The sequence below is a fragment of the Streptomyces europaeiscabiei genome, from assembly GCF_001550375.1.
Lineage (GTDB): Bacteria > Actinomycetota > Actinomycetes > Streptomycetales > Streptomycetaceae > Streptomyces > Streptomyces europaeiscabiei.
In genome coordinates this window covers 1-7352 of record NZ_LRTR01000774.1, presented here as the reverse complement: position 1 = coordinate 7352, position 7352 = coordinate 1, and the positions used below count along the sequence as shown (strand labels likewise).

Sequence of the window (7352 nt, the reverse complement as noted above, 5' to 3'; positions counted from 1 at the left end):
ACTACGGCGCGGACGACCTCGGCTCGATCATGCTGGAGGAGAACGTCGTCTCCTCCGCCGGCGCCAAGCACCGCTCCAACCGCATGGAGATCATCGACCTGATCCGCAAGGCGGGCCGCGTCCCCGCCCAGCGGACCACGACCTACGAGCACATCGTCGTCCACGACGACCCGGCGAACGACCCCGTCGACGAGCGCGTCATGTCCCACATCTCGTCGACGGCCATCGAGGGCGGCACGGCCCACCCCGAGTTGAAGCTGCTGAACGCCAACTAGGGCTCACATGCTGACCATTCACGCCGCCGACGAGGTACGGCTCACGTGGGACGACCGGGACGACCCGGAGCCGGTCGAGGACGGCGCCGTCGTGGTGGAGGGCGACCGGGTCCGGGCAGTGGGGCCGCTGGCGGAAGTCCGGCAACGGTTCCCGGACGCCCGGGTGCGGCACTGGCCCGGCGTGCTGGGCCCCGCCCACATCCATGAGGGCCCGCTCCCGGACGCGCCCTCCCCACGGGAGCGCATCCACGCGGTGCTGAAGTCGGGGGCGGTCGCGGTCCTGGAGGAACACGCGAACACTCCGGAACTCCGCGCCGCCGCCCAGCGCAACGACGTGGTCGTACTCCCCAAGTCCCGCCCCACGGCAATCATCGCCACCGGTCGAGCGGACCTGGCCGTCTTCGACTCCGGCGAGTGCATGGCGACGGTGTGCGCAGGGCGTCTGGTCCACCGCCGCCGCTGACGGGCAACGCCGCCGTTTCCTGCTTTCAGGGGCGCGGGGAACTGCGCGACCAGCCACCCACGACCCGCAGCCCGCAACGCTCAGAACCCCCGGCCCGGATCCGGAACCGGCTCACCCCGAGAACGCCTCCCCGAACGCCCCGTTCTCCTGATCGACCCCACTGCAGTCGACCAGCTCGTCGTTCGCCCCGTCCCCGCACTCCTGATCCCGGAACGTCGCCCACATCGACACCCAGGCGACCCCCTTCTCCTCCGCGAACTCCCGCACCTGCGCCGCGTCCTCCAGCGTGAACGTCTCGTTGTCGACGTCGTTGACGCCCAGCATCGAGGTCAACGCCAGCGCCCCCCACGCCGTCGACCCACTCGTGCCGAAGATGTCCATCAGCTGCTCGTGCGCCGCCTCGGCCGACTGCTCCGCGTAGTCGCCCATGTCACCGCCGTACGAACTGGCGTAGTTCATGGTCATGATGTTGACCGTGGCGACCTGGACCGCGTTGTCGTTGGCAGAGTCGAGCAGGGCGACGCCGTCGTCGTCGAGGCCGGACGGCATGACGGGGAGGGTGAAGGAGACCGAGAGGTCGGGGCGGTCCTTCTGCAGGAGCGCGATCGCCTCGGAGCGCAGGCCGACGGAGTCGGAGTCCTTCAGCGCGTCGCCCTCGACGTCGAAGTCGGCCTCGGTCGAGCCGGCCGCGTCGAGCGCCGCGCCGTACGCCGCGGCGAGCTCGGACGCGCTGTCACAGGCCTGGGCCAGCTCCGTGCCCGAGGCGCCGCCGAAGGAGACCCGCACCGACGCGCCGGAGTCGGTGAGCGCCGAGATCCGGGACCTCACCGCCGAGTCGTCGATCGCCTCCGTCCCGTTCCACGCGGGCGTGCACGCGTCGCCGTCGGCGATCACGAACGCCAGGTTGTACGCGGCGGCCGACCCGGCGTCGTCGAGGTCCGAGGCGTCGGTGGCGTCCACGTACGGCGCGTACGTCGTGGACGTCCTGGTCGCCTCGGTCGCCGACTCCTCGGCGGCCGACGGCGCGCCGGCCGAACTCGCCGGGCTGCCGGGTGTGGACGCGGACTCGTCGGTGTTCGAGGTGCAGCCCGCGCAGGCCAGGGCCATCAGACATATCAGCCCGACGGCCGGTTTCAGGGAATTCCTCACGGTGCTCACGAGGGAAATGAATCACAGTCGGCTGTGCTTCATGTGTGCTTCCTGAAGATTGCAGAGCCGAAGGGTGGTCACGGAACGGTGACCGACAAAGGGTTCGCCAGTCGGGCAAACGTGCCCTTTTTGGTGGGGTGTATCCCCTCAAAGGCAAACCACGGCGACTTCGCAGTCGTTCATGGATTCTCTAAGGAAACGGACAGGTTAAGGAGTTTCTCATGGGAGTCTCACAAGAGAACCTGGGAATTGGTCAAATAAAGGCCGCCTAATGTCCGGGGATATGCAATCCGAGTCCGCCAACGAAAACCTCACCCCCGAGGCCGTGTACGAGATCACCTCGGCACCGGCCCGCGGCAGCCGCCGCAAGCAGGGCAAGCAGGGCAAGCAGGGCAAGCAGGGCAAGCAGGGCAAGCAGCGCAAGGGGTCGGCAGAAGAGGGCCCCGTGTTCGTCGACAACTCCGGGCGTCGCGCCAGACTGCTGCGCCGCTGCGGCACGCTGCTGGGGGTCGTCTGCCTCGGTTACGCCGTCGTGCTCGGCATGGCGTTCATGGGCTGGGGCATCTCCGCGTCCCCGACCCAGCTGTTCCCCTTCGGCGGAGGCGGAGGAGGCGGCCAGTCCGGCGCACCGGGCAACGGCAACGGCCCGCAGCCCCAGGGCGGCATCGCCCCCGAGGGCATCCCCTCGGGCGCCCCCGGCGGCACCCCGCCCTCCGGCGTCCCCACCGCCGTACCCTCCCCGTCCGCGTCCGCCAACTGACGGGAGCGCACCACCCCATGAGCACGACCACACCCGCGCGCCGCGGCCGCCGACGAGCCCCCTCCAAGCTCCAACGCGCCACCGGCAAGGCCGCCGCCCTGCAGAAACCCCGCGTCATCCTCGCCCTGCTGCTCCTGCTCGGACTGACCAGCGTGATGCTGCTCGACGGCTATCTGCGCGCCGAGGTCGGCGGCGACCAGCGCGTCCGCACCGGGGCCGGCTCCGGCGACGTACCCGAGGACATCCTCGACGGCGGGCCCATCCTGACCTTCCGCGGCGGCCAGGCGCAGACGCAGTCCGTGCCGGACAAGACCATCGCGCTCACCTTCGACGACGGTCCGAACTCGACCTGGACCCCGGAGATCCTCGACGTCCTGAAGAAGTACGACGTCCCCGCGACCTTCTTCGTGGTGGGCTCGATGGTGTCGCGCTACCCGGCCATCGTCGAGGACATGGTCGAGGCCGGTCACGAGATCGGTATCCACACCTTCACGCACGTCGACCTGTCGTACCAGAGCGACGCCCGCATCACCCGGGAGATGGCCCAGACGCAGCTCGCCCTCGCGGGCGCGGCCGGCATCACGACGACGCTCTTCCGCGCCCCGTACTCCTCCGAGACGGACGCCATCGACAACTACAGCTGGCCCGTCTACCAGAAGCTCGGTGAGGAGGGCTACACCAGCGTCTTCGTCGACACCGACAGCGACGACTGGAAGCGGCCCGGCGTCAAGAAGATCATCAAGTGGGCCACGCCGGACGACGGCGAGGGCGCCTCGGTCCTCATGCACGACGCGGGCGGCGACCGCTCCCAGACGGTCAAGGCGCTCGGCACGTACATCGAGAAGATGAAGGCCAAGGGCTACACCTTCACCACCGTCAGCGGGGCCCTGCAGAAGAACGACGCCGGGAACGGCCAGAACAACCAGAACAACCAGAACAACGGTGCCCCCGGCGGCGCCCCCGGGACCGGTGCGCAGGACGGGGCACAGGGCGGCGCCGCCGCCAACGGGCAGGGCACCCCGGGCTCCTCGGACGCCCAGGCGGCCCACCGCACCGCCACCGGCGCCACCCTCTACGAGGGCAAGGCGCTCGTCGCGGCCGTGTACGTCGCCGAGTACGCCGTGCCGACCCTCTCGGTCGGCCTGATGGTCGTCGGCGTCGCGGTCATGGGCCGCTTCGGGCTGATGCTCGTCCTCGCCCGGCGCCACTTCCGCGAGCGGAACAGACGCCGCTTCAGCTGGGGGCCACCGGTCACCGGCCCGGTGACCGTCGTCGTGCCCGCGTACAACGAGAAGGAGTGCATAGCCAACACGCTGCACTCCCTCGCCCGGAGCACCCACCCCATCGAGATCATCGTCGTCGACGACGGCTCCACGGACGGCACCAAGGAGATCGCCGAGGCGCTCGGACACCCCAACGTCCGGGTCATCCGCCAGGAGAACGCGGGCAAACCCGCCGCCCTCAACAACGGTGTACGCAACGCCAGTCACGACATCGTCGTGATGATGGACGGCGACACGGTCTTCGAGCCCGACACCGTCGCCAGGCTCGTGCAGCCGTTCGCCGACCCGAGCGTCGGCGCGGTCGCGGGCAACGCCAAGGTCGGCAACCGCGACACCATGATCGGCGCCTGGCAGCACATCGAGTACGTGATGGGCTTCAACCTCGACCGCCGCATGTACGACCTGCTGCGCTGCATGCCCACCATCCCGGGCGCGATCGGCGCCTTCCGCCGTGACGCCGTGCTGGAAGTGGGCGGCATGAGCGAGGACACCCTCGCCGAGGACACCGACATCACCATCGCCATGCACCGCGCCGGCCGGCGCGTCGTCTACGAGGAGCACGCCCGCGCCTGGACCGAGGCCCCCGGCTCGCTCAAACAGCTCTGGTCACAGCGTTACCGCTGGTCGTACGGCACCATGCAGGCCCTCTGGAAGCACCGCAAGTCCCTGACGGACACGGGTCCGTCGGGCCGTTTCGGCCGCGTCGGCATGCCGCTGGTCGTCATCTTCCAGGTCATCACCCCGGTCTTCGCGCCGCTCATCGACGTCTTCACCGTCTACGCGATGATCTTCGTCGACTTCCAGGCGTCCCTGCTGGCGTGGCTGGCGGTCCTGGGCGTCCAACTCGTCTGCGCGGCCTACGCCTTCAAGCTGGACAAGGAGAAGTACCGGTACCTGTTGATGCTGCCGCTCCAGCAGCTCGCCTACCGCCAGATGATGTACCTGGTCCTCATCCACTCCTGCATCACCGCCCTGACGGGCGGCCGCCTGAGGTGGCAGAAGCTGAAGCGCACGGGCGAGGTCGGCACACCGGCGGGGGTGAGCTGATGGGCTCGCACAGGAGGGGGACGGTGGCTGAGGCGCCGGCTGTGACCGCTACCGCTACTGCCGTGGGCAATCCACAGCCGGCAGCGGTGCCGGCCACCGGTGCGGCCAAGGCCCAGGTGCGCGACCGGTACTTCGACACCCTCCGCGCCCTCGCCCTGATCCGAGTCGTCACGTACCACACCTTCGGCTGGCCCTGGGCCGGCATGGTCTTCCCCTCCATGGGCGTCATGTTCGCCCTCGCCGGCACCCTCATGGCGAAGTCCCTGGACCGCCCCGCACCCGGGGTCATCAGGAGTCGCTTCCGGCGGCTCCTGCCCCCCTTCTGGTTCTGGGGCCTCTTCGTGGTCGTCGCCATGCTGATCCACGGCTGGATGCCCGGCTGGCAGATCGTCTTCTGGGTCGTCCCCCTGGGCGACCCTCCGGGCAACGCCTGGGGCGAACAGGCCTGGGAGATCCTCTGGTACCTGCGCACCTACCTCTGGTTCGTCCTGCTCTCCCCGCTCCTGCTGAAGCTGTTCCGGCTGGCCCCGGTCCCGGTCCTCCTGCTGTCCCTGTCGCCGATCCTGGTGTTCCACTTCCTCCGGGAACCCCCGGACGACCGCCTCGGCAGCGCCCTGACCGACCTGGCCACCTTCCTCTTCTGCTGGATGCTGGGCTTCGCCCACCGCGACGGCGTCCTGGCGCGGCTGAAGCCGTTCGCGGTCACGGTCCTCTCCCTCGCCGCCCTCGGCTTCGGCGCCTGGTACGCCTTCAGCCACCAGGAGGAGACCGGCTCGTACGACCTCGACGACATCCCCCTCGCCCAGGCGTTCTTCTCCGCCGGCTTCGTGACGCTCCTGCTGTACGCGAAGGCGTACTGCAAGGTCGACCTCGCCGGACTGAGCAGCTTCCCCCGCCTCGACCGGATCGTCACGATCTTCAACTCCCGCGCGGTGACGATCTACCTGTGGCACGAGATCGCCCTGATCCTCGCCGTCCCGCTGATCGACCGGTTCTGGAACGTCCCCGCGTTCGAGAAGTACCTGCCGCTGGAGAGCCAGTGGTTCATGTTCGGCATCGGCTGGCTGCTGATCGGCGTGTTCGTCCTGCTCTGCGGCTGGGTGGAGGACGTGGCGGCGAGGAGGAAGCCGAAACTGCTGCCGTGACCCGGTGCGGGCCGGGCGCCGCGTGGGCGTCCGGTCCTTACTGCCACAATGGGTCGGTGACCCGCGCATCCCTGGACAAGCAGCCGCACGAAGTCGCTTCGATGTTCGACCGAGTGGCGAAACGGTACGACCTGACCAACGACGTGCTGTCCCTCGGACAGGACCGGCGCTGGCGCAAGGAGGTCGCGCAGGCGGTGGACGCCCGGCCCGCGCAGAAGATCCTCGATCTCGCGGCCGGCACGGGCACCTCGTCGTTGCCCTTCGCGCAGACCGGCGCGTACGTCGTGCCGTGCGACTTCTCCCTCGGCATGCTCCGGGTCGGCAAGGAGCGCACCTCCTGGCTGCCGTTCACCGCGGGCGACGCCACGAAGCTGCCGTTCAAGGACGACACCTTCGACGCGGTGACCATCTCCTTCGGCCTGCGGAACGTGCAGGACACCGACACCGCGCTGCAGGAGCTGTACCGGGTGACCAAGCCCGGCGGCCGTGTCGTGATCTGCGAGTTCTCCCACCCGACGTGGACGCCGTTCCGGACCGTCTACACCGAGTACCTGATGCGCGCGCTGCCGCCGGTCGCCCGCGCGGTGTCGTCCAACCCGGACGCGTACGTCTACCTCGCCGAGTCCATCCGCGCCTGGCCCGACCAGGCGGGTCTCGCCGAGCGGCTCCGGAAGGCCGGCTGGGACAAGGTGGCGTGGCGGAACCTCTCGGGCGGGATCGTCGCCCTGCACCGGGGGTTCAAGGCCGACTCGTAGCCCTCAAGGCCGCCCGCAGGGCCTTGAGTTCACCCGTACGAGCGATGCCCGCGAGGGAATCCGGTTGACGGGAACCGGTCAACAGAAACTACCGTCCGTTGATACGTCGGTACGCGCCGGTGATGTCTCACGACACACCGGCGCGCATCTGACCACGTCGCATCACGGCCCGAGTTCTCTGAATGACGGAGCGTTCCATGACGTCCTACTGCCCCCACTGCGGAACACCCGGCCCCGACGAGGCGCGCTTCTGCATGAAGTGCGGGCGGGAGCGCCTGCCGGTTCCGGCGGCCGAGACCGACACGGGGTCCGGGGCGGCTCCGCCCCCGCCGACGGCCCCACCGGTGTCTCCGCCCGCCGCGTTTCCGGGAACGCCCCTGACGACGCCGCCTCCCGGGGGACCGGGCACGGCGCCACCGGGCATGGCGCCACCGATGGCTCCACCGACCGTGGCCCCGTCGGCCCCGTCGGCTCT

Annotated in this window: 7 protein-coding genes and 1 pseudogene; 7 read left to right on the top strand and 1 reads right to left on the bottom strand. The window is 69.7% G+C overall.

The window, feature by feature from the left end; all coding sequences use genetic code 11:
* Window positions 1-275: pseudogene (locus AWZ10_RS37955) on the top strand (dehypoxanthine futalosine cyclase); the annotation flags it as partial.
* Window positions 276-282: 7 nt separating this feature from the next.
* Entirely contained in the window at window positions 283-738 is a 456-nt protein-coding gene (locus tag AWZ10_RS37950) for an imidazolonepropionase-like domain-containing protein (protein ID WP_060890968.1), read from the top strand.
* Between the two features lie 111 nt (window positions 739-849).
* Here AWZ10_RS37950 and AWZ10_RS37945 read toward each other — a convergent pair whose 3' ends face one another.
* Entirely contained in the window at window positions 850-1887 is a 1038-nt protein-coding gene (locus AWZ10_RS37945; RefSeq protein WP_060893289.1) for a chitinase, read from the bottom strand.
* Window positions 1888-2170: 283 nt separating this feature from the next.
* Here AWZ10_RS37945 and AWZ10_RS37940 point away from each other — a divergent pair, with 283 nt between their 5' ends.
* The 5 genes from AWZ10_RS37940 to AWZ10_RS56005 form a co-directional block, all read left to right on the top strand.
* A complete protein-coding gene (locus AWZ10_RS37940) occupies window positions 2171-2647 on the top strand; it encodes a hypothetical protein (protein WP_079104605.1) in 477 nt (158 codons plus the stop codon).
* Window positions 2648-2664: 17 nt separating this feature from the next.
* Entirely contained in the window at window positions 2665-4977 is a 2313-nt protein-coding gene (locus AWZ10_RS37935) for a bifunctional polysaccharide deacetylase/glycosyltransferase family 2 protein (protein ID WP_060893287.1), read from the top strand.
* Window positions 4977-6122 carry an acyltransferase family protein gene (locus tag AWZ10_RS37930; protein WP_060893286.1) on the top strand — a complete coding sequence of 382 codons (1146 nt, stop codon included), beginning with the start codon at window positions 4977-4979 and terminating at the stop codon, window positions 6120-6122. Before AWZ10_RS37935 ends, AWZ10_RS37930 begins: the two co-directional genes overlap by 1 nt.
* 56 nt (window positions 6123-6178) lie before the next feature.
* Complete coding sequence (locus tag AWZ10_RS37925; protein WP_046705865.1) at window positions 6179-6877, top strand: demethylmenaquinone methyltransferase; 699 nt, start codon at window positions 6179-6181, stop codon at window positions 6875-6877.
* A gap of 182 nt (window positions 6878-7059) precedes the next feature.
* The coding region (locus tag AWZ10_RS56005) for a zinc ribbon domain-containing protein (RefSeq protein ID WP_425264528.1) at window positions 7060-7352 on the top strand (293 nt) is incomplete at its 3' end.